At 71.8% G+C, this 18,903-nt stretch carries 15 protein-coding genes; 4 read left to right on the top strand and 11 right to left on the bottom strand.

Going from position 1 to position 18,903, the window contains the following annotated elements; genetic code table 11:
* The first annotated feature begins 149 nt into the window (after positions 1 to 149).
* Positions 150 to 1,232, top strand: coding sequence for an acyltransferase family protein (locus tag MFF01_RS06920; protein ID WP_238223332.1), 1,083 nt, complete (start codon positions 150 to 152; stop codon positions 1,230 to 1,232).
* Between the two features lie 81 nt (positions 1,233 to 1,313).
* On the opposite strand, the gene MFF01_RS06925 is transcribed toward MFF01_RS06920, so the two are convergent.
* Positions 1,314 to 2,180, bottom strand: coding sequence for a type 1 glutamine amidotransferase (locus MFF01_RS06925; protein ID WP_238223334.1), 867 nt, complete (start codon positions 2,178 to 2,180; stop codon positions 1,314 to 1,316).
* 238 nt (positions 2,181 to 2,418) lie between these two features.
* On the opposite strand from MFF01_RS06925, the gene MFF01_RS06930 reads away from it, so the two are divergent.
* Positions 2,419 to 4,608 (top strand): transglycosylase domain-containing protein, encoded by a 2,190-nt coding sequence (locus tag MFF01_RS06930; protein ID WP_238223335.1) that lies wholly within the window; start codon positions 2,419 to 2,421, stop codon positions 4,606 to 4,608.
* Positions 4,609 to 4,774: 166 nt separating this feature from the next.
* On the opposite strand, the gene MFF01_RS06935 is transcribed toward MFF01_RS06930, so the two are convergent.
* Positions 4,775 to 5,614 (bottom strand): aldo/keto reductase, encoded by an 840-nt coding sequence (locus tag MFF01_RS06935; RefSeq protein WP_238223336.1) that lies wholly within the window; start codon positions 5,612 to 5,614, stop codon positions 4,775 to 4,777.
* Between the two features lie 239 nt (positions 5,615 to 5,853).
* Here MFF01_RS06935 and MFF01_RS06940 point away from each other — a divergent pair, with 239 nt between their 5' ends.
* Together MFF01_RS06940 and MFF01_RS06945 are read left to right on the top strand one after the other, a co-directional pair.
* Positions 5,854 to 6,918, top strand: coding sequence for an adenylate/guanylate cyclase domain-containing protein (locus MFF01_RS06940; protein ID WP_238223337.1), 1,065 nt, complete (start codon positions 5,854 to 5,856; stop codon positions 6,916 to 6,918).
* On the top strand, positions 6,915 to 7,400 hold the full coding sequence (locus MFF01_RS06945; protein WP_238223338.1) for a YaiI/YqxD family protein: 486 nt from the start codon (positions 6,915 to 6,917) through the stop codon (positions 7,398 to 7,400). Before MFF01_RS06940 ends, MFF01_RS06945 begins: the two co-directional genes overlap by 4 nt.
* Positions 7,401 to 7,403: 3 nt before the next feature.
* Here the strand turns inward: MFF01_RS06945 and MFF01_RS06950 are convergent, their stop codons facing one another.
* The 9 genes from MFF01_RS06950 to MFF01_RS06990 form a co-directional block, all read right to left on the bottom strand.
* On the bottom strand, positions 7,404 to 7,658 hold the full coding sequence (locus MFF01_RS06950) for a BrnA antitoxin family protein (protein WP_238223340.1): 255 nt from the start codon (positions 7,656 to 7,658) through the stop codon (positions 7,404 to 7,406).
* A gap of 24 nt (positions 7,659 to 7,682) precedes the next feature.
* On the bottom strand, positions 7,683 to 7,910 hold the full coding sequence (locus MFF01_RS06955) for a hypothetical protein (protein WP_238223342.1): 228 nt from the start codon (positions 7,908 to 7,910) through the stop codon (positions 7,683 to 7,685).
* A 362-nt stretch (positions 7,911 to 8,272) separates the two neighbouring features.
* Positions 8,273 to 9,202: a DMT family transporter gene (locus MFF01_RS06960; RefSeq protein WP_238223344.1), complete on the bottom strand. Its 930-nt coding sequence runs from the start codon at positions 9,200 to 9,202 to the stop codon at positions 8,273 to 8,275.
* A gap of 48 nt (positions 9,203 to 9,250) precedes the next feature.
* Positions 9,251 to 10,516: an arsenic transporter gene (locus tag MFF01_RS06965; protein WP_238223347.1), complete on the bottom strand. Its 1,266-nt coding sequence runs from the start codon at positions 10,514 to 10,516 to the stop codon at positions 9,251 to 9,253.
* Positions 10,517 to 10,577: 61 nt separating this feature from the next.
* On the bottom strand, positions 10,578 to 11,894 hold the full coding sequence (locus MFF01_RS06970; protein WP_238223350.1) for a metallophosphoesterase family protein: 1,317 nt from the start codon (positions 11,892 to 11,894) through the stop codon (positions 10,578 to 10,580).
* 10 nt (positions 11,895 to 11,904) lie between these two features.
* Positions 11,905 to 13,245, bottom strand: a complete 1,341-nt coding sequence (locus tag MFF01_RS06975; RefSeq protein ID WP_238223352.1) for an MFS transporter — start codon at positions 13,243 to 13,245, stop codon at positions 11,905 to 11,907.
* Positions 13,246 to 13,567: 322 nt separating this feature from the next.
* Positions 13,568 to 15,106, bottom strand: coding sequence for a glucosamine inositolphosphorylceramide transferase family protein (locus tag MFF01_RS06980; protein ID WP_238223354.1), 1,539 nt, complete (start codon positions 15,104 to 15,106; stop codon positions 13,568 to 13,570).
* 23 nt (positions 15,107 to 15,129) lie between these two features.
* On the bottom strand, positions 15,130 to 17,190 hold the full coding sequence (locus tag MFF01_RS06985; protein ID WP_238223356.1) for a WecB/TagA/CpsF family glycosyltransferase: 2,061 nt from the start codon (positions 17,188 to 17,190) through the stop codon (positions 15,130 to 15,132).
* A 118-nt stretch (positions 17,191 to 17,308) separates the two neighbouring features.
* On the bottom strand, positions 17,309 to 18,829 hold the full coding sequence (locus MFF01_RS06990; protein WP_238223358.1) for a GumC family protein: 1,521 nt from the start codon (positions 18,827 to 18,829) through the stop codon (positions 17,309 to 17,311).
* Positions 18,830 to 18,903 lie beyond the last annotated feature (74 nt).

An 18,903-nucleotide genomic window follows, 5' to 3' on the forward strand; every position in this document is an offset into this window, starting at 1 on the left:
CCCGTGCGACGGGGGGCGGTTTCGGCGCGACCCGACCCATTGCCTTAACCAGGCGTTGCCCACGATCCGACGCCGCTGCCACTCGGGTAGCGACGCCTTTACGACTCCGTTCCGAGACTGACGCCCGGACATCGGGGGCGTGCGGGAACATGGGGCAAGCGGACAACGGGGCACGGCTCGCCTGGGTCGACGTCGCCAAGGGCCTGTGCATCGTCCTCGTGGTGATGATGCATTCCACCCTCGGCACCGGCGAGGCCATGGCGGAAGCAGGTCTCGGCGGCGAGGGCTTCCTCCATCACGTGGTGGCCTTCGCCAAGCCGTTCCGCATCCCGGATTTCTTCCTGCTGTCGGGGCTGTTCCTCGGCCGGGTGATCGAACGGGACTGGCGCCTGTTCGCCGACCGCCGGGTGGTCCACTTCGCCTACTTCTATCTCCTCTGGGTGGTGATCCAGTCACTCACCAAATACGGCGCCATCACGGATGGCGCGGGTCCGGGCGCCTTCGCGCATCACCTCGCCCTCACCCTGGTCGAGCCGTATTCGAGCCTGTGGTTCATCTACCTGCTCGCCGTGTTCTCGGTGGTGACGAAACTCCTGCGCCGGGTGCCGTGGCCGCTCCTCCTCGGGGGCGCCGCCCTGCTGCAGATCGTGCCGGTGCAGACCGAGCTCTACCTCCTCGAGGAGTTCTGCGCCCGCTACGTCTGGTTCGTCGTCGGCTACCTGTTCGCCGAGCGGATCTTCGCCTTCGCCACCGCCGTGCGGGCCCATCCGCGCGCGGCGCTGGCCGGCCTCGCCGCCTGGGCCGTGGCGGAGGGTGTCCTCGCCTTCACGCCCTCGGGCCACGCCGCCTTCCCGACCCTCGCGAGCCTGCCGGGCCTCAGCCTCGTGCTCGGCGGCGCCGGGGCCATGGCCATCGTGGCCGGCGCCTCGCTCATGACCCGCCTCGGCGGTCCGGTGACGGCGGCCCTGCGCACCTGCGGCAGCCGCTCCATCGCGATCTACCTCGCGTTCTTCCTGCCCATGGCACTCACCCGCACCCTCATCGTCAAGACCGGGGCCATCACCGATGTCGGCTGGGCGAGCCTCGTGGTGACGGCGACCGCAATCCTCGTGCCCCTGGCCCTCGAGCGGGCGGTGCGTCACACGCCCCTCGCGTTCCTGTTCCGCCGCCCGACCGCATTCCACATCGTCGGCGAAGGAGCGCCGGCCCGGCCGGTTCTGCGGAATGCGTGAGGCGGAGGGCCTGACGTGCGATGATCGGGCTTCGACGCGCGGTCGACCCCGGACAGCCCCCCGTCGAACGTTACCGCACTCTTAAGCCGCCACCGCGCGCGGCACCGCCAAGCTCTGCAAAAAATTTCCGATCTCACGGCGGCGGTGGGCGTCCTCGGTGATCTGCCCGTCGAGGCGATGGCGGGCGAGGAGTTCGGGGTGGCCGGTGCGGTCGGCGTGGAGACGGGCGAGGTCGGCGGCGAAGGACTCCACCGCCGCCGCGTCGGGGCATTGGCCCGCCTCCACCACATCGGACGCGCTCGTGCGCAGCATGGCGGCGAGCACGTCGAGGTCGAGTTCGGGATGGTACTGGGTGCCCCAGAACAGGCCCGGCCCGTGCGCGATGGTGATGGCCTGGATGGAGCAGGCGTTGGCGGCGAGCAGGGTGGCGTGGCCCGGAAGCGTCAGCACCGCGTCGCCGTGCACGGCCGGCGCGTCGAAGCGGGCGGGCCGCCCGGCCAGCAGCGGATGGCGGGCGCCGGCTTCCGTCGACGCGAGAGCGCGGGCGAAGCCATACTCGCCGCCCTTCGGGTTGGGGCCGGCGGTGCCGCCGCAGGCGACGGCGGCGACCTGCAGGCCCCAGCACGATCCGAACACCGACAGGCCGGCGGCGAGGGCCGCGCGCAGGAGGGCGATCTGGCGGGTGACCTCCGGCGCGTCGTCGCCGATCTTCAGGGCCGAGCCTGTGACGACGAGACCGTCATAGGCCGCGAGGTCGAGGCCCGGCGGCAGGACGGCATCGGCATCGGCCGGGTCGACGAGCGTGCAGGCACAGGCCGGCCCGCCTCGCTCGTCGGCGACCGCGCGCAGGATCGTCGCGTAGGCCTCGGCCGAGGTTCGGCCCGTGGCCGCGACATGGTCGGCGCGGCCCGCGCGGTCGTTGCCGTCGGCGACGAGAATGTTCAGCATCGGTGGGTCCTGATCGGCGCGGGGGCGCCAAAGCTCTGGCGAAGGCTCTGGCGAAGGCGCCACGGTGAACGGCACGGCGGACGGCCCCGTTCCGGCCGCCGTGCCGGGCGTGTCGCCGCACGGACGGGACAGGCGGTCCGCGATCCGCCAGCGCTAAGGAACCCTTAAACCCGCCGTATTTACCGTGCGGAACCAGACCCGTCCCATTGGGGGGATGTTCTGAACTTACACGGGACGCATGGCGAAGGGACGCGGACGCGACGGCCGGGGTGAGCCGAACTTCGACGTGCCCGAAGGGCGCGCGTCGAACCCGGCCGACCTCGACCTGCGCCTGTCGCGCGCCGATCGCGCGGGGGGCGGCGTGGCACGACGGGCAACCGAGACCAAGGGCCGGCGGGCGGAGAGCCCTGAGCGGCCCCTGGCCACCGCCAAGGCGCGGCCGCGCAAGGCCCGGCGGCGCTCGCTGCTGGGGCGCTTCGTCTATGCGGGCGTGGTGCTCGGCCTGTGGGCCTGCATCGGCATCGCGGGGCTCGTGGCCTACCACGCCTCGCAGCTCCCCCCCATCGACCAGCTGGCGGTCCCGAAGCGCCCGCCCAACATCGCGATCCTGGCGAGCGACGGCTCGCTGCTGGCCAATCGCGGCGAGACCGGCGGGCGGGTGGTCGGCATCAAGGAGCTGCCGCCCTATCTGCCGCGCGCCTTCGTGGCCATCGAGGACCGGCGGTTCTACGGCCATTTCGGCGTCGATCCCGTGGGCATCCTGCGCGCCATCGGCCAGAACCTGACCCGGCGCGGCGTGGCGCAGGGCGGCTCGACCCTGACGCAGCAGCTCGCCAAGAACCTGTTCCTGACACCGGAACGGTCGGCCTCGCGAAAGATCCAGGAGGCGATCCTGGCCCTGTGGCTGGAGCACAAGTACACCAAGGACGAGATCCTCGAACTCTACCTCAACCGGGTGTATTTCGGTGCCGGCGCCTATGGCGTCGAGGCGGCGGCACAGCGCTATTTCGGCAAGCCCGCCAAGGCCGTGACGCTCGCGGAAGCCGCCATGCTCGGCGGCCTCGTCCAGGCGCCCTCGCGCCTCGCCCCCAACCGCAACCTGCCCGCCGCCCAGGCCCGCGCCGCCCAGGTGCTCGCCGCCATGGAGGAGCTGGGCTTTGCCAAGCCCGCCGACGTGAAGGTGGCGCTGGCCCAACCGGCCCGGCCGGCGGGGGCGCGCGGCGGCGGCTCGGCCAACTACGTCGCCGACCTCGTGATGGATGTCCTCGACGACTTCCTGCCGAAGTTCGAGTCCGACATCGTGATCTCCACCACCGTCGACACCGCCCTTCAGACAGCGGCCGAGAAGGCTTTGGTCGACGAACTCAACCAGAAGGGCGCGAAGTTCAACGTCGCTCAGGGGGCGGTCGTCTCGATGCGGCCCGACGGGGCGATCCGCGCCCTGGTGGGTGGGCGTGACTACGCCCAGAGCCAGTTCAACCGCGCCACCACGGCCAAGCGCCAGCCGGGTTCGGCGTTCAAGCCCTTCGTCTACCTCGCGGCGGTGGAGCACGGCCTCACCCCCGACACGGTCCGGGAAGACGCGCCGATCAACATCAAGGGCTGGAACCCGGAGAACTATTCCCGGGACTATCGCGGCCCCGTGACCCTGCGCGACGCCCTGGCCCACTCCCTCAACACCGTCGCGGTGCGCCTCGGCCAGGAGGTCGGGCCGAAGACCGTGGTGCAGACGGCCCAGCGCCTCGGCATCGCCTCGCCGCTCCAGGCCAACGGCTCCATCGCGCTCGGTACCTCGGAGGTGACGCCCCTGGAGCTGGTCGGCGCCTATGCGAGCTTCGCCAATGGCGGCCTCGGCGTGATCCCCTACGTCATCGCCGGCATCAAGACCGGCGACGGCAAGGTTCTGTACAAGCGCAAAGAGGGCGGCCTCGGCCGGGTGATCGACCCGAACGCCGTCTCGATGATGAACGCGATGATGCACGAGACCTTCGTGTCCGGCACCGCGAAGAAGGCCGACATCCCGGGCTGGGATCTCGCCGGCAAGACCGGCACCAGCCAGGACTTTCGCGATGCCTGGTTCGTCGGCTTCTCGGCGACGCTCGTGACGGGCGTCTGGCTCGGCAACGACGACGGCGAATCGACGAAGAAGGTGTCGGGCGGCAACCTGCCGGGCGAGATCTGGAAGGCCTACATGACCACCGCCCTGAAAGGTCAGACGCCGACGATGCTGCCCGGTGCCAAGACCTGGCGCAACCGCGCGCCCGTCGAGCAGCCCCCGGCCACCACGGGCGCCACCGGCGGCGTGCTCGGCGCGCTTCTCGGCGAGCCCCAGCCCGCCCCGCGCGTGGCGGCGGCGACCCCGCCCCGTGCCGGACAGCGCAAGGACGACCGCAACTTCATCGAGAAGCTGTTCGGGGTCGGGGAGTAACCGGCGCGGCCGCGCCCGCGCGCTCTCAAAGGGATCGACGGGCGTTCGTCTCCTGTGGGCTTGGGTCGAGAACCTCGGATCGGCCGGGCGCGACCGCCCCCCTCTCCTGGAAGGAGAGGGGGGCGGCGTTTCACCGGATCACTGAACCGATCAGGCGAAAACCATCTCACAGCATCGGCAGGTGGCGCGGGCGCGGGCCGCGGGGAAAGGCGGCGTCGAGGCGGGCGATCTCGGGAGCGTCGAGGATGAGGGCGCCGGCCGCCGCGTTGGCGCGGGCGCGCTCGGGACGGATCGTCTTCGGAATGGTGAACACGCCGTCGTGGCGGGTGAGGAACGCCAGGGCGACGCTATACGGGCTCGTGCCGTGCGCATCGGCGATCTCGGCCAGCACCCGCCCGCCCCGGCTCGCGGGATCGGGAAAGTCGCCGCTGCCGAAAGGCGAATAGGCCACCAGGGCGACGCCGTTGCGCCGGCACCACGGCTCCACGGCGTGCTCGATGGCCCGCTCGCCAAGATGATAGAGCACCTGGTTGCACGCGATGGCGCCGGGGCCGGCGATGCGCAGGGCTTCGTCGAGGCCGTCGACGTCGAAATTGCTCAAGCCCCAGGACAGGATCTTGCCGCTGGCCTTCAGGGCCTCGAACCCCGCGATGGTCTCTTCCAGGGGATACGAGCCCGGCCAGTGCAGGAGGTAGCTGTCGAGGCGGTCCGTGCCCAAGCGCTTCAGGGACCGCTCGCAGGCCGCGACCGTGCCGGCGCGGGAGGCGTTGGAGGGCAGCACCTTGGAGACGAGGAAGATCTCCTCGCGCCGCCCCGCGATGGCCTCGGCGACGAGGGGCTCGGCCTCGCCGTACATCTCGGCGGTGTCGATATGGGTGAGGCCGGCCTCCAGGCCCGCCCGCAGGGTGGCCAGGGCCGCCGGCCGGTCACCGTCGTCGAGGCGCCACGTCCCCTGCCCGATCACCGGCAATGGCCGTCCCGTGGCGCCGAAGGTGCGTTGCCTCATTGTCCCGGTTCCTTCCGTCGATGATCGCATTCCAACGCGCCGGGACGGCATTCGACGCCGCTCAGCGGCTGCGGCCACACTGGCGCCATCATGGGGCGGTGTGCAGGGGCGTACGGTTCCGCTTCCACAGCGCCGCCCGCGCGGCGCCGGCACCATCGCGAGGGATCTCCCGTGGGCAGCGCCGCTCCGTTCCCATCCCGCACTTCGTGCGCGCGGCGCGTTTCTCGGAACCACGCCTGATGCTGCCGCAGCACCGCTGGTTCTGGGTCCTCATTCTCGTCGCCTGCGGCGGGGCGGGCCTACTATACAACGTCCTGTTCGCCGGGGGCGCGACGCCGCTCGCCGGCCTCGCCTACGGCCTGTCGGTGGGCGCCACCACCCTGGCCTTCGACCGGGGCCTGATCCTCGGCGGCCTCCAGGCGCGGATGCGGCGGATGCCGGCGAAGCTCTACGTGCCGGCGGCCGAGTTCGCCTACGTGCTCATGATCGCCGCCGGCATCGCGTTCGGCGGCGTCATGGTCTGGGCCCTGGGGCTCACCGACGACGACCTCGCTCACGCGGTGAAGATCACCCCCCGGGTCCTGGCCTATTCACTGGCGGTCTCGGCGCTCCTCGTCTTCGTGATCCGCATGCGCGACCTCATCGGCGGCGAGGTGTTCGTGAACTTCCTCGTCGGGCGCTACCATCGCCCCGTGCGCGAGGAGCGCATCTTCCTGTTCCTCGACGTGGTCGGCTCGACGGCCTTCGCCGAGACCCACGGCGACCTCAAGGCCCAGGCCTATCTCGGCGCGGTCTTCGCCGCCATGGCCGAGCCCGTGCGCCGGAACGCCGGCTCCACGGACGACTATATCGGCGACATGGCGATGATCACCTGGCCGATGGCGCGGGGCCTCAAGGACGCGCGCTGCGTCGCCTGCGTATTCGACGTGATGGACCGCATCGAAGCGGAGGCCGATGCGTGGCGGGCGCGGTTCGGCACGGTGCCGCGCCTGCGCGCGGCGCTGCACGGCGGCTCGGTGGTGACGGCGGAAGTGGGCGTCGACCGCCACAAGATCGCGTATTTTGGCGACGCCGTGAACGTGACGTCGCGCATCGAATCCCTGTGCCGGCCGCTGGGCACCGAGATCCTCGTGTCGGACGACCTGCTCGCCCGCCTGCCCCACCTGCCGCCCGGCATCGTCGCCCGCTCACTCGGGGCGCACGCCCTGCGCGGGCGCGGCCAGCCCTTGAGCGTTTCGACCCTGGAGCGGGGGGCGGATCAGGCCGACCCGGCGCCCCTCCCCCGGCGCGCGGCAGCCCGATGAGCGAGACTCCGACCGAGAATCCCGGCATCGTCGTCTACATCGATGCCGACGCCTGCCCGGTGAAGGACGAGACCTACCGGGTAGCGGCGCGCTATGGCCTGCCCGTCGTCGTGGTCGCCAACAGCTTCCTGATGGTGCCGCGCGAATCCTGGATCGAGCGAGTGGTGGTGAGCGACAAGTTCGACGCCGCCGACGACTGGATCGCCGAGCGGGCGCGTCCGGGCGCCGTCGTGATCACGGCCGACGTGCCGCTCGCCGCCCGTTGCGTGAAGGCGGGCGCCGAGGTCCTCGCGCCCACGGGAAAACCGTTCAGCGAGAACTCGGTGGGCATGGCGCTGGCCACCCGAAACCTCATGCAGGACCTGCGTGAGGCCGGGGCCATCACGGGCGGGCCGAAGCCGTTCTCGGCCCGCGACCGCTCGGCCTTCCTCGGCGCCCTCGACCGCACGGTGATGCGGCTCAAGCGCGCCGGGTTCGGGTGAGGCTCAGAGACCGACGGCGGCCTTGAGGGCGGCGTTGACGCGGTCCTGCCAGCCGGGGCCGTCCTTCTGGAAATGCTCCAGTACGGCGCGGTCGAGGCGCAGGGACACCATCTCGCGCGCGCCCGGCACGGCGGGGGCGGCCTGGGGCGCGGGGGCGGCGGGACGCGCCGCCGCGGGGGCCTTCGTGGTCGCGGCCTTGAAGGCGGCTTCCGCCGCCTGACGGGGGTCGCTCGGGCGGCGTGAACGCTCGAATGCCATGGCGATGTTCTCCGGGGCCTTGAGTCAGGAGCGCTTGCGCTTCGGCGGGGCCGCCGCCGCCGCCGCCGCGGCGGCCTGTGCGTCGGCGGCCTCCTTGGCCAGACGCAGGGCGCGCAGGCGCACGGTGCGCTCGTCGACGGCTTTGACGGAAGCGAGGTGCTCGGCCATGGCCTGCGCGCCTTCCTTGGCCATGCGCTCGGCCCGCTCGGCACGCTCTTCGGATCGGGTCCGGGCGTCGGTCTCGTCGCTCATTGCATTCCTATCCTCGACCCCTCCCGTCAGTCGCGCGCAGCATCGTTGGGCGGACCACGGCGAGGCGGGCTCGCGCGGTTCGGCGACCGATGGGGGTCACGACACGCACCGGATGGACCGCGGGGACGGCGGTCGGGCGGCGGGAAAGGCTAGTCCACACACCTTCGCGCGGATCGGCTTCAGGCGGGATTGCTTGGGTCTACCATGGCGAAGCCGTAAAAAGCCAATCGCCCCCGTGATTATCCGCACTTCACCTCGTGGATCCCCCAAAAAAGGCCGTTCCCCCCACCCGGTTTCGGCGGTTCGCCGACGCGCAAGGGGCCGGAACGGGCTGCGGCGCCGGCTTTGCAGCCCGTCCCCGGTCAAAACACCGAGATGAGGACGATGCCGGCGATCATCAGCGCGGCGCCCCCCAGGCGCGACGGACCGGCCTTGACCTGCTTCATGCCGACCCAGCCGAAATGATCGAGGGCCACCGAGGTCAGCAGGTTGGCGGTGATGAGCAGCCCGTTGAAGGCGCCCGCCCCCACCTTGTCGACGAACAGCAGGCCCCCGAACACCGCGACGGCCCCGGTGATTCCGGCGAGCGGCATCCACCAGCGCACGCCTTCCACGTCCTGCCGGGTCGGCAGCGGCTTCGGCCGCAGGAGGAAGACGAGGACGAAGACGAACACCACGGGCAGGAACGAGACGGCGGCGGCGAGCCACGGGTTCACCAGGGCGCCGCGCAGCTGCGCATTCCAGACGACGCCGACGGCCTGCAGGATGCCGGCGACCACGATGAACGGATAGAGCAGCTTCGGATTGAGGCCGTGCCCTTCCTCCTTCTCCCCGCCCTTGTCCGCCGTGGTGCGGGCGATGAACACGACGCCCACCGCCATGAGCAGGCCGCCGAGCCATGGCAGCGGCTTGAAGCCACCGCCCTGGAGACCGAACAGGCCGAACGAATCCATGGCGAGCGACGCGAGGATGTTGGCGGTGAGCGTCAGGCCGTTGAAGGGCCCCGCGCCCACCTTGTCGATGAAGGCGAGGCCGCCGAACACCGCGACCGCACCGGCGACGCCGCCGAGCGGCGCATACCAGGGCATCTTGCCCAAGGTCTCCAGGGACGGGAGCGGCGTCGGCATCACGAGGAACAGGGTGACGAACACGAACACGATGGGCAGGAACGACACGGTCGCGGCGAGCCAGGGGTTCACGAGGCGCCCGCGCAGCTGGGCGTTCATGGAGTTGCCGAGCGCCTGCAGGGCACCGGCGACGAGGATGAAGGGATAGAGCAGGGCGGGGTTCACGAAAGCGGCCTCGGGGGGTGCGCGGAATCGGGTGGGGGTCGGGTGGAATCAGACGAGGAGGAGGCCGGCCAGCGCCAGGATCAGGGCCGGCGGCATCACGAGGAGGCCGAGCTTCAGGAAGCGCCAGAAGCCGACATCCTGTCCCTCGCGGCGGATCGCGTTGAGCCACAGGATAGTGGCCAGCGACCCCGTCACCGAGAGGTTCGGTCCGATGTCGACGCCGATGAGGACTGCGCCCGCGACCGTGTCGGGCACGTGGGCCGTCTGCACCGCCGCCCCGGCGATGAGCCCGGCCGGCAGGTTGTTGACGAGGTTGCACAGCACGGCGACGAGGCTGCCGGCACCCCAGGCCGTCTCGACGGGAGAGGCCGAGGCGGCGCGCTTGAGGGCGTCGGCGATCATCGCCAGGACGCCGGTCTTCTCCAGGGCTTCCACCAGCACGAACAGGCCGGCGACGAGGGGCAGCACGCTCCAGGACACGTCACGCGCGACCTCCACGAGGCCGCCGCGCTTCATCAGGAGGACGGCGGCCGTGGTGAGGGCGCCCGCCACGAAGGTCGGCAGGCCGAGGTCGAGCCCCAACGCCGAGGCGCCGATGAGGACGCCGCCCGTGGCGACGATGCCGAGGCCGGCGACGAGGCCCGTCCGCGACAGGGGCACGGCGGCAACCTCCGTCGCCATCCGCTCGCCGCGCAGGCTCGCGTTCTGCGTCAGGCGCAGGGCCGCGTAGGTGGCGAGGATCGCGAGCGCGGACGGCAGGGCGAACATCGCCAGCCACCGCGTCAGGGGCGGCATGTGCTCGGCGAACACCACGAGGTTGGCCGGATTGGAGATCGGGAGCACGAAGCTCGCCGCATTGGCGATGAAGGCGCAGATGAAAAGGTATGGCAGCGGGTTCTCGACCTTCGCGGCCTTGGTGGCGGCGTAGACCGCCGGCGTCAGCACCACCGCGCAGGCGTCGTTCGACAGGAACACCGTGACGACGGTCCCGACCCCGTAGATCAGGGTGAACAGTCGGGTGGCCGAGCCCTTGGCGGCCCGCACGGCGATGCCGGCGAGCCAGTCGAACAGCCCCTCTTTGCGCGCCACCTCGGACATCAGCATCATGCCGATGAGGAACAGGTAGACGTCCGTGCCCTTGAGAACGCCTTCCCAGGCGGTCCCGGCCGGCATGAGGCCGAAGAGCACGAGGAGGGCGGCGCCCAGCACCGCCCACACCGCTTCCGGCCAGGAGAACGGACGCGTGATCACCCCGAGAGTCGCCAGGGCGGCGATCCCCCAGGTCGCGAGGTTCGGTGTCAGTCCTGCGATCACGTCTTGCGTCTCCCCGGCGCCCGGCGGGCGCGCGTTGTCTCACGGGTGGTCGGTCGCCGACTCACCACTTTCGGCCGTAGCGGTTCGGCCCGAGCTGATCGCCGCGCACGCCCTTCTGAATCCAGGCACCGACATTCGGCTCGTCGCTGCCGGGCTTCTCGGGGATGAGGGGGCCGCACTCCGGGGCGTCGAAGGCGAGGACCGGCTCGATCACGTCGGTGTCGACAAAGTCCGGGCCGTGGCCGGACCAGGCCGGATGCACGGCCTCGACCTGAATCGTGCGGGCCGCCCTCGGCCAGGGGAGCGCGGCCTCGTAGACCCGGTCCGTCACCCGGGTCATCGTGTGCCACGCGCCGGTCCCGGCGCGGCAATGGACATAGGCCGGGGCCTCGTCCGAGAGCACCACGGCGCGCACCGTGACGCGGCCGCCCTCGACCCCGGCCATGCCGGTGTTCGCTTCGGTGGCGGGGCGGGTCGCCACGCGCCGATCGGCCGGGCTGGTGATGAGCACGAACGGCCAGGCCCGGTCGAGGGCCTTGAAGCGCCAGCTCGTCACCGGCCCGTCGAGGGCCGCGACGGCGTAGCCGACGGAGCCGTCCTCGTTCTGTCCCACGGAGCGCGCGGCGGCATACAGCGTATGCCCGTCATGCGCGAGCTCGTTGTAGTGGGTGTGGCCCATCTCCACGAGGCGCACGCCCGCCTCGAAGAACAGGCCGCCGATGTCCAGGCGCTCGTCGGGCTCGCGCAGGTCGTCGGGATAGGCGTGCATGAACACCGCGACGGGGATCTTCTCGTCCACCGCCTCTCGAATTCGCGCGTTCAGCCACTGCGTCTGGTCACGGCCGAGGCGGAAATCGAGGCCGATGCCCTTTTGGCCGTAGCCGGGGCTGACGACGTCGACGAACAGGCAGCGGACGCCCCGGATGTCCTCGCAGGCGCAGAAGTGGCGGATCTCGGCTGCCGGCCACACCTCCGGGTCCGGGTCCGGGGGCGCGGCAGGGGCGACGGGCGGCCGATCCAGGATCCAATCGATGGCGGGCGGCAGCGTTCGGGCGGCAGCGAGACCGTCGTGGAAGGCCCGGAAGTCGTCCATGCGCCCGAACTGACGGTCGTGATCGCCGGGAATCAGGCGGATGGGCAGGTCGGGATGGGCGGCGAGGGCCTCGGCTAGGATCGCGTATTGCGCGGCGGCCCCGTCCTCCGCGAGATCGCCCGGCAGGTAGACGAAGTCGAACGCGGTCCTCGGCCCGATCCCGTCGATCTGCTTCAGGATCGCGCGGAAGTCTTCAGCGTTCCGGGCCTCGTCTGTCGTCAGGTGGAGGTCGCCGACGTGCAGGAACACGAGGGGCTCGGGGGGGTGCGACGGCGCCTTGTCCATGGCCGCCGGCTCAGACCGCCGGGGCCGGCACGGGCGCGGCGCCCCCGCCGGTGGCGTCGCCCCGGCCGGGCTCGTACCCGTAGGTCTCTGGCATCGCGAAGAGGTAGAGGGCGAATCCAAGGGCCGCGATGGCGGCGAGCGACAGGAAGGCCGTGGAATAGCCCGCCGAGACGATGATCACGCCGGCGAGCGTCGCCGAGAGGGCAGCGCCCAGGCCCTGCGCCGTGGCCACCGCCCCCTGAGAGACGTTGAAGCGGCCGGTGCCGCGCGTCAGGTCGGCGACCACGAGGGGGAACAGGGCGCCGTAGATGCCCGCCCCGATCCCGTCGAGGAGCTGCACGCCCACGAGGTAGAACGGGTTGTTCGACAGGGTGTAGAGCACGCCGCGTACCGCGAGCACGCCGAAGGCGGCCAGGAAGATGGGTTTACGCCCGATGGCGTCGGCCTTGGCGCCGACGAACACCGCCACCGGCACCATCACGAGCTGCGCCGCCACGATGCAGACCGCGATGAGCGAGGTGGCGTTGTCCTTGCCCGACAGGTGGGTGAGGAGCTGCCCCACGGAGGTCAGCATCGCGGCGTTCGAGAGGTGAAACAGGGCGGCGAGGACGGCGAAGAGCACGAGGTACTTGTTCTTCAGCAGGGCGGTGAAGCCCGAGGGCTCCTCGCCGGCCTGAGTCCCGGCGCCCTCGGCCCCGGCATTCTTCTCACCGTGGTCGAGGCCACGGGCGAGGTCGTCGTCGATGGCCTCGGCCGGCACCATCAGCATGGCGCCGATGCTGCAGGCGGCCAGCACCGCCATGAGCCAGAACACCACGATGGGGCCGAAGAAGTAGGCCGTGCCCCCCGCGATGGCCGCCGAGACGGCGTTGCCGGCATGGTTGAAGCCCTCGTTGCGGCCGATCCGCTTGGCGAACATCTTGGGGCCGACGACCCCCAGCGTGATGGCGGCCAGGGCCGGCGGGAAGATCGCCCCGGCGATGCCGGCCACCGACTGCGTTGCGGCGACGAGGTAGAAGTTCGAGATGAACGGCAGCACGAGGCAGCTCAGCGTCACCGCGACGGCACCGGCGATGACCACGGCGCGTTTGGCGCTCGTGCCGTCGATGAGGGCGCCGGCCGGTGTCTGCGCGATGAGGCCGGCAATGCCCGCGATGGTCATGATCAGGCCGGTGGTGGCCTCGTTCCAGCCCTGGTCGGGCCCGCGCACGGCGATGAGGTAGATGGCGAGGTAGGGCCCCAGGCCGTCGCGGACGTCGGCGAGGAAGAAGTTGAGGGCGTCGAGGCCCCGCAGGGTGCGGGTGGAAGGCGCACGCAGGCGCGCACCGCCGGAGGTGTTCGGCTCGGACATGGGTGAGCCCTTCCTGACGTCGCCGACGTCGCATCGTGAGCACGGATCGCGGACGCGCCCCGACCTGTGGTCAAGTCTCGTCCAGCGACCGGCAATCGTCTCGTCAGGGCGCCGGTTCCAGCAAGACTGGATTAAATTCGCGTGTGCTTCGTGCTGACCGATCAGGACTCGACGGACCTCAGGCCTGCGTGGGCTCGACTGAGGTAGGATCAAGCACCGTCTTCACGCGCACGATACGCAGGCGGCTTCCTCAAACACACCCGAGGTCTCGCCCCAGTCGAACCCCGCCCGGCGATGAACGCAACCGGACAACGGGAATAGTTCAACCGCTCTTGCTTGAACTTCCTCGACGACGGAAGCGCGGCGCCGATCCGGACCCGTCGATGAACTCGAACGCCTCGGTCCGGTTCAGGGTGTGGAGGCGGGAGCCGGGAAAGCCCGGGCCGGCCCGCAGGGTGGTCTCCACGGTCTGGGCGTAGCCCTGCGCGTCGAGGCGGTCGATGCGTGCCAGCGACAGGGCCTCGCCGTAGCCGCGCCGGCAATCCTGCACGGGGCGGATGAGGGCGCCGTCGCGGGCCACGATGCGCCCGGCCGGGCGCGCGGCGGCGAAATCCACGAGGACGGGGTTGCGCGGATGCGGGGTCCACGGCCCCCGGAAATCGGGCGCCGACCAGAGGTGCAGGGCGTCGGAATAGGCGCCGCGCGCCGCGCGATCCGGCAGGTCGAGCCCCCGGTCCCGGACGGTGGCGAACAGCCACCATCGGCCGGCTTGTTCGAGCAGCGTCGCGTCGCTCGCGGTCACGTCGGCGACCAGGGTCGCGGTCTTGACCCAGCCGCCGGGAAAGGCGGTGGCGCGGTAGAGGTCGATGGTGCCGGCGGCCCCGCTCTCGGGGATCATCCAATGGGCGCCGTCGCGTTCGAACACGAACGGATAGGACAGGTGGTGGGGCTCCTCCAGCACCGGCACCGGCACGCCCTCGGGACCGTCCGGCCCGAAGGCGACGGCCGAGATGACGCCCCGGCCGGTGGCGTGGGGATATTCCTCCACGAACAGGATCGTGCGGCCCGCATGCACGATGGGGAACGGATCGGCGTAGAACCGTAGGCCGTCGTCGGGCAGGTCGTGCCAGCCCTGCGACGGGAGACGGCGCAGGTCGATCACGTCCGGCCCGGCGAGGTGGCGCCAGCCGACCCGCCAGTGCGGGGTGCGATAGCCCAGGCGATGCAGGCGCGCCGCCACCGTGCGGGCGAGCATCGTTCCGGCACGGAGCCCGATGGCGGTCACCGACAGGCCGGCGGGGGCCGGCGGCAGGAACGCCTCGGGGCCCAAGCCCGGCGCACCGGATTCGTCGCCGGCGAGGGCCGCACGGACGAGATCGACGGTGCGGATCAGGCCGTCCTCGAACGCCGTCCGCATCACCGTGAGGGACTCGGTGCCGAGGCGCCCGGCGGCGACGACACGCTCCCCCTCCAGCAGGGCGGCGACGGGCGTGCGCCCGGCGAGCAGGGCAGCGAGCAGCCCGGCCTCGCCGCAGGCCCCGTCGAAGGTCAGGCGCCAGACCCGGCGCCCCGGTGCCGGGGCGACGTCGCCGCACAGGTCGAGGACGAGGCCGGCGGCGTCGAGGTCGGGATAGGCCGCGAAGGCCGACAGGGGAACGGGCGCGGCCGGCCCGTCGCCCGGCAGGCGACGCAGACGGGCCTCGACGGCGAAGAGGAGGCCGGCATTGCCCGGAAGCGCGCCAGGTCCGGGGGCGCGGGCCACGCAGAGGTCGCGGCCCGGGGCAGCCAGGGCTTCGAGGAGGCGCAGGTGCCAGCGGCGCGGCGCGCGCCCGTCGAGGCGCACGCCGAGCGTCAGGGGCATCGTTCCGTCCCGCATCGGGCGTATCAGGCCGGGGTTCCGGCCGGGGTTCCGACCATGGCGTCGCCCTGGACCCGGCGATGATGGGCGAATAGCCGGCTCATCTGCGCCGTCACCGCGTAGGGCGCCGTCTTGGCGTGGATCGCCCGGGGATCGAGGCGGCCGTGGCGGATCGCGTCCCAGAGCCGCGCGAATTCGTCGGCGAGGGCTTCCGCCGAGGCGTGCGTGCTCTCCGCCCGCTCCACGAGGAAGCCGCTGGTGCCTGCCTCGATGAGCCCGTCGAATTGCGGCAGGCGGATCGCGCCGAACGGCCGCCCGCTGGCGAGGCCCTCCAGCAGGAAGCAGGGCATGCCCTCGAAGAACGAGGTGAGGATGCCGGCGTGGCACAGGGCCATGATCCGGGCGACGCCCGCCGCGTCCTGGAAGCCGTGGCGCACGGTGAGGTCGCTCACCGCCGCGAATTCGGGAAACCGGGTCGGGTCGCTCGCCCCGACATAGTGCAGCTCGACCTTGCCCCCGAGGCGGACGCGCAGGGCCGCCAGCGTCGCGAAGATGAGGGACGGATCCTTGAACGCGTCGAGGCGTCCGGCGAAGACGATGCGGAACACGCCGTCCTCGCAGGCGAAGGGCCGGGCCGAGAACAGGGCGGTGTCGACGGAGACGGTGAGCACCTCGGCCTTGGGCAGCTCCCGGGGGAACTCCGCCGCGATACGCTTCACGATGGCCGGATTGACGCAGAAGATGCCCGTGGCCCAGCGTAGGGCGAGGCGCTCGCCCAGCGCATGCAGGAACCAGTACGACTTGATGAGGGAATCCATCTTGTCGCCCCGGCTGCCCTCGCCGTGGACCATCTGGAAGGCCGGCAGGCCGAGGAGGCGCGCCAGGGGCGCGAACTCGAAGCGGTGCAGGTCGGCGGTGGCGGGGCCCGGCCCGATGGCGCGCCGGATCGCCCCGAGGTGGCGCAGGGCGCCGAGCACGTAATGCAGGGTGATGGACTGCGTGAGGCGCTTGGCCGCGTGGTTGACCTCCCGCGCGCCGATCCGCGCCACGGGGAGGAAATCGATGGTGCGCCCCTCGATGACGAGGGGCCGGACCTGGCCCAGGGTGCAGTCCCCGATCTCGTCGGTGCCGACGAACAGCACCGAGACGTCCGCCGGATGGTGGCGCAGGATCTGGCGGATATGGGTCTCGATGCCGCCGACCTTCGCGCCGCGCGGATCCATCGTGTACATGAGGCAGATGCGCGTGCGCGCCGCCGCGCCCGCCTCCGGACGGTCACGCAGGCCGAGGGCCCGCAGGGCGGGCTCGACGACGGCGAGGCCGAAGAGCAGCCCGGCGCAGCGGGCGTAGCGCAGGCCGAGGGCCCGCGGGGCGTGGACGAGGCGCCACAGCCATTCGAGGCGGGCCGCCCGCACGAGGCGCGGCGCCCGCACCTGCCGTCCCGACAGGAAATCGAGGGCCGCCCCGATGCAGACGAGGCCGAGACCCGGATGCCGGGCTGCGGCGCGCGCCGCGAACAGCTCCTGCTTCGGCGCGCCGAGGGCGAGGAACACGAGGCGCGCGCCGGACGCCGCGATCCGGTCGGCATCCGCGTCGGCCTCGCGCGAGAGCGGGTCGAAGCCGTAGGGGGGGGCGTGCCAGCCCCGGATATCGAGGCGCGGATGCGCGGCGCGCAGGGCGGCGGCGGCCCCCGCGAGGCTCTCCTGCGTGGCGCCGAACAGGTAGACGGGCACCCCGTCGGCGGCGGCGGCGGCGCAGAGCGGGAGCACGAGGTCGGCCCCCGTGGTCACCTGTACGGGAGGGGCGTGTAGGTCGCCTTCTCGGGCGGAGCGGGCGTTGCGACGGGCCAGGAGGGCCACGGGCCAGCCATCGGCGCTCACGAAGCTCGCCGCCCGATAGGCGGCGCGAAAGCCCGGATGGTCGCGCAGCTTCACGAGGTGATCGAGGTTTAGGGTGAAGAACGTGAACCCGCGCCCCGCGGCGGCCCGCTCCCGCACGGCGGCGACGGCCTCGGCCGGAGACGCGACGTTGATGAACTGTCCGTCGAGGCGCGGCGCGACACTCGGCGAAGACGGAAGCGGGGTCATCGTCTGGTTCCCATCGTGGCAGGCGGCCCCGGAGGGATGCGCGCCGGGTGACATTGTTGCGAACTCGCCCTGCGCCGCCGGGCTCAGGCCGAGAATCGTCCGGGTCCGGTCCGCACGCTCAATACGGCGCCGAGGATTGGTTCAGGCGCTTGGCCGAGGCGCCCACGGGCTGGTAGGCCGGGCCATGGTCCGTGGGGCCTGAAAACGCCCTGTCGTGCGGGCTCGCCGCACGGCGCCGGGCCGCCGGTCGCCCGTGGCGCAGGAGCGCGGCGACGAGACTCGCGGCCACGGCACAGGCGAGGGCGATGAGCAGGACCGCGCGGGTGTTGGGGCTCGACGGCTTGTTCGGCGCGATGGCGGGCGCGATGACGCGGGCCACGGGTGTGTCGATGCTGTCCTGGGCGAGGTTCCCGTTGGCCTTGAGGAAGCGCAGGTAGATCGCGCGCGCCGCCTCGACGTCGCGCTCCAGTTCGCGCAGGCGCACGATGGACTGGTTGGTCTGGCTCGCCTCGCGGTTCTGCTGGACGACCTGACGCTGGACCAGGGCCTCGTTGGCCACCGCAATGGCGACCTCGCCGCGCTGGGTGTCGGCGATGCGGCGCAGCTCGGCGGTGATGAGGGTGCGGATGCCGGCGAGCTGGCGGCCGACCTCCTGCAGCGCGGGGTGGCGCGCGCCGAGGGTGGTGCCGAGGGTGTCCTGCTGGCGCTGGATCTCGGCGTATTGCAGGCGCAGCTGCTGGATCACCCCCGATTTCGCGGCCTCCCCCGTGGCGCCGGGATCGCTGGACTTCAGCGCCCGCTCGGTCTCGGCGAGGCGTGTGCGGGCGTCGAAGGTCTTGAGCTGGGCCTTGGCGAGTTCGGCGGTGGCGGTCTCGAGCTTCTGGTCGCTCACGAGGCGGCCGTTGGCGCTGACGATATGCGCCTCGTTCTTGAACGCCTCCACCCGCGCCTCGGCCTCGTGGATCTTGTCGCCGAGTTCGGCGAGGCGGCGGTCGATCCAGGTGCTCTCGGCGCTCGACGCCTTGGATTTGGCGTCGATCTGGTCGTCGATGAACGCCTTGGCGACGCCGTTGGCCAGACGCGCCGCGGTCTTGGCATCGGCGGACCACGCCTCGACTTCGAGGATCAGCGTCTTTTCGGAGCGGCGGACCACGAGATGCTCGGCCAGCGCCGCCGTCACCACCTGTTTCGGGTCGCCCGGAGGCGATGCCGTGGGCGTGGCGCGCAGGCCCAGGGCTTCCTTCAGGCGCCCGAAGAGGCCGGGGCGGCTCGACGCGAATTCGGGGTCCCGGACGAGCTGTTCGGCCTCCACCACCCGGCCGAGGACGGCCGGGGAGGCGATGAGCCGGGCCTGGCTGTCGAGCACGCTCGTGTCGATGGACTGGCGCTGGCCCGCATCGGCGCTGAGGCTCGTGCCCCCGCGCGGGTCGAGGAGCAGGGTCGCGGAGGTGCGGTAGAGGGGCTGCGCCAGGCTGAGATAGACCACCGCCCCGGAGAACACGACGGCCGAGACGAGGAGCATCACGGGCGCCTGAGCGCGCAGGATCGCCCCGAGTTCGCTCAAGGTCACGAGTTCATCGGATCGCGCCCGCGCTGTGGGATCGTCCGTCGGACCGGGGGGCATGGCGTCGGACCTCACGTTGGGATCTCCGTTCCGGGACTGGTCAGTCCCGCCGCAGGACAGGACGTTCGCGTCCGGGGCGTCCGGCGCAA

Source organism: Methylobacterium adhaesivum (genome assembly GCF_022179065.1).
Lineage (GTDB): Bacteria > Pseudomonadota > Alphaproteobacteria > Rhizobiales > Beijerinckiaceae > Methylobacterium > Methylobacterium adhaesivum.

What these genes read in the sequence shown, in the direction of transcription:
- MFF01_RS06920 (WP_238223332.1), top strand. Translation starts at nt 150, where the DNA reads ATGGGGCAAGCGGACAACGGGGCACGGCTCGCCTGGGTCGACGTCGCC.
- MFF01_RS06925 (WP_238223334.1), bottom strand. Translation starts at nt 2,180, where the DNA reads ATGCTGAACATTCTCGTCGCCGACGGCAACGACCGCGCGGGCCGCGCC.
- MFF01_RS06930 (WP_238223335.1), top strand. Translation starts at nt 2,419, where the DNA reads ATGGCGAAGGGACGCGGACGCGACGGCCGGGGTGAGCCGAACTTCGAC.
- MFF01_RS06935 (WP_238223336.1), bottom strand. Translation starts at nt 5,614, where the DNA reads ATGAGGCAACGCACCTTCGGCGCCACGGGACGGCCATTGCCGGTGATC.
- MFF01_RS06940 (WP_238223337.1), top strand. Translation starts at nt 5,854, where the DNA reads ATGCTGCCGCAGCACCGCTGGTTCTGGGTCCTCATTCTCGTCGCCTGC.
- MFF01_RS06945 (WP_238223338.1), top strand. Translation starts at nt 6,915, where the DNA reads ATGAGCGAGACTCCGACCGAGAATCCCGGCATCGTCGTCTACATCGAT.
- MFF01_RS06950 (WP_238223340.1), bottom strand. Translation starts at nt 7,658, where the DNA reads ATGGCATTCGAGCGTTCACGCCGCCCGAGCGACCCCCGTCAGGCGGCG.
- MFF01_RS06955 (WP_238223342.1), bottom strand. Translation starts at nt 7,910, where the DNA reads ATGAGCGACGAGACCGACGCCCGGACCCGATCCGAAGAGCGTGCCGAG.
- MFF01_RS06970 (WP_238223350.1), bottom strand. Translation starts at nt 11,894, where the DNA reads ATGGACAAGGCGCCGTCGCACCCCCCCGAGCCCCTCGTGTTCCTGCAC.
- MFF01_RS06975 (WP_238223352.1), bottom strand. Translation starts at nt 13,245, where the DNA reads ATGTCCGAGCCGAACACCTCCGGCGGTGCGCGCCTGCGTGCGCCTTCC.
- MFF01_RS06980 (WP_238223354.1), bottom strand. Translation starts at nt 15,106, where the DNA reads ATGCCCCTGACGCTCGGCGTGCGCCTCGACGGGCGCGCGCCGCGCCGC.
- MFF01_RS06985 (WP_238223356.1), bottom strand. Translation starts at nt 17,190, where the DNA reads ATGACCCCGCTTCCGTCTTCGCCGAGTGTCGCGCCGCGCCTCGACGGA.